Here is a 2,354-nt window from a genome sequence, read left to right as displayed (position 1 = left end):
CCGCGCACATGAGGACGTAAGCGAGTGACGACAGCCAGAGCCGCAGCTGGTTCGCCCGGATCGTGGGGGTTGGCGTGCGGTCTGCGAACAGATCGCCCTGGCACTCCTTCAAGCGGTTCTCCATCTCACCGCGTTGGCAGTAGACGGTCTCGTAGAGGAAGCGGGGCGAGCCAAATGCGGCATGGACATTGGTGACAATGAAGCGCGGGTTGGCCCCGCCGTTCGTGAACTCCGCCTTCCCGATAACGCGACGCTCGGCAGACCAGCTCTTGCGTGTCCGATATCGAAAGTCGCCGAATACCCGCGCTGGCTTGCCGGTCCGCTTCGCCTTGCGCGTGGCGAGCTTCATCTCAGGCGCGATCCGCGCTGTCAGCCGTTCGTTGCCAGCCAGCCCCAGCACGTACTGCACGCCGTGTTCCTCGCACCAGCTCATCAGATCGTCCCGGCAAAAGCCGCTGTCGGCGCGGATGACAATCGTTGTTTTGGGCCAGCACTCACGGATCTGGCCGACGATGCGGGCGGCTTCTTGCGTCGCGCCGTCGGCGGCATCGTTGGCCGAAGATCGAAGCTTCGCCGCCAGCAAATGCCGGCCACAGAAAACGTACAGCGGCAGATAGCAGTAGCAGTCGTAGTAACCGTGGAAGTGCCGCCCTTCCTGCTCGCCGTACAGCGGATCATCGGTGGCATCGAGGTCGATGACGATGCGCATCGGCGGCTCGCGATGAGCTTCCAGAAACAGATCGACGAACAGCCGCTCGATGGCTTGTCCGTCGTGGTCGAGCTTGTGGTGACGGTCCCGGCCGATCTTCGAGGCATGCTCCAGCCGGTTGAGGGTCGACTTGCCGGCGAGTGTCCCACCTGGCTTGTCGATGACGGCGGCGAGCGCCGGATCGAAGCGCAGCGCGTCGTGGTCGATGAGATCCTCATAGCCGAGCGCGAGACCAAAGATGCGCTGACGCAGCAGGTCCGGCAACGTATGCTTGATGGCATCCGCCACGCGGTGGTCGGTGAAACAGCCCGCCAGCCGCTCGGCCAGTCTCAGCTTCCGATCGGCACCGGCGAGCAACCCCACGCCACCATTCGACGTGATTGCACCGCCGTCGAACGCACCCACCAGTTTGCGGGCGCCGGACCTTCCCAAATCCAGCTCGGTCTGGATACACTCTGTCGGCATCGGCGACTCCTCCCTCTCAGATCAAGTCGTTCACACAAAACAACTTTCGCTGAGTCGGAGCCCCGATGCCTCTCAAGCCTGAGAGAAATTCAGGCTAGCCGCCTTCGACCTTCGGTTCGCCGAGGCCACATACGGGCCAACCGAGAGGCTTCCACTTGGCCGGTGAATGTAAATTGATTGACGCGAGCCTTACGTGAACGACACAGCAAGTACGAACAAAAGCAGGATTGGATAGACGAACCTGGAAACCCAATTGACCTGATTAGCTAAAGCAATCCGGTCGGATCTGGCGAAATGCGTTGTGACAACCGTCTGAACAAGCCCGATGAAAACTAAGATGGTCGAAATTAGAATGAAGCGATCCATTCGCGTGAGATAGGCGACCTTGGGCAGCAACACGAGGATCGCAAACAGGTAGGCCACCAGCGTCAGGAACGCCGTCGTCGATATTCCAATGCTTGTGCCGCTCTCAGCCGGATCGAGCCACCGCGGAACCCATGACATCATGATGATGAGACAGAGTGGCAGGATCACCTTCCAGATGTAGTAATCTGGGAGGCGTTCGACATCCATCTCCAGGATAAAACCGGCCGCGCCTGGCGATCTGCCGGTCGGCAGGTACGGCCGGACCTCGGCCCGCCAATCGGTCACCTTGAAGTCGGGCATAGAGAGCTCACCGGCGATGCCGGAACGCCGCTCAAGCGGCACCATTTTGACCTCACTTTCTTTGAGGCCGGCTGCGACGAGGTGGACTGTGAGTTTCTGCTTGTCGAAAGGAAAGTCGCGAAGGTTGAGGGACTGCGAAAACCAACCCCAGATCTTCTGGCGGTATATCACCTCGCCATCTGGAGAGATTTCCACGTAGTCTGGAAAGGCGGACCACGACTGCTGTCCATTCACGAATACCAGCCGAGGCGTCCAAACACTCGTGGTTCGCCGAATGAGCGGCGCGGGGCCTTCGTGACGCAACAGGGGAATGTTCCAACGAGCCTCGAAGTATAGACTTGCTGAGAATCTCTGGTTGGCGGAGTCCACCCCATCGACGTCGATCACGTAGATGCCGATTCGGACTTTCGTGGGTTCACCCCATGCGGAAGGTCGTTGCTGCTCTGGCTTTGGTGTGCTGGCTTCTGCGGCCCCGCCATTCGCTTCGGCTGGTTCCGTGTCGGCAGGGGGGGCT

The 2,354-nt window shown here is 60.3% G+C and carries 2 protein-coding genes; both read right to left on the bottom strand.

Annotation, left to right across the window (positions count from 1 at the left end; all coding sequences use genetic code 11):
• Positions 1–1,174, bottom strand: a 1,174-nt coding sequence (locus WBQ77_RS11270; RefSeq protein WP_424060301.1) for an IS1380 family transposase, incomplete at its 3' end; no start/stop codon positions are given.
• Between the two features lie 189 nt (positions 1,175–1,363).
• The coding region (locus WBQ77_RS11265) for a hypothetical protein (RefSeq protein WP_424060300.1) at positions 1,364–2,354 on the bottom strand (991 nt) is incomplete at its 5' end.

Source organism: Methyloceanibacter sp. (assembly GCF_049590335.1).
GTDB lineage: Bacteria > Pseudomonadota > Alphaproteobacteria > Rhizobiales > Methyloligellaceae > Methyloceanibacter.
This window is presented reverse-complemented; position numbering and strand designations above follow the sequence as displayed.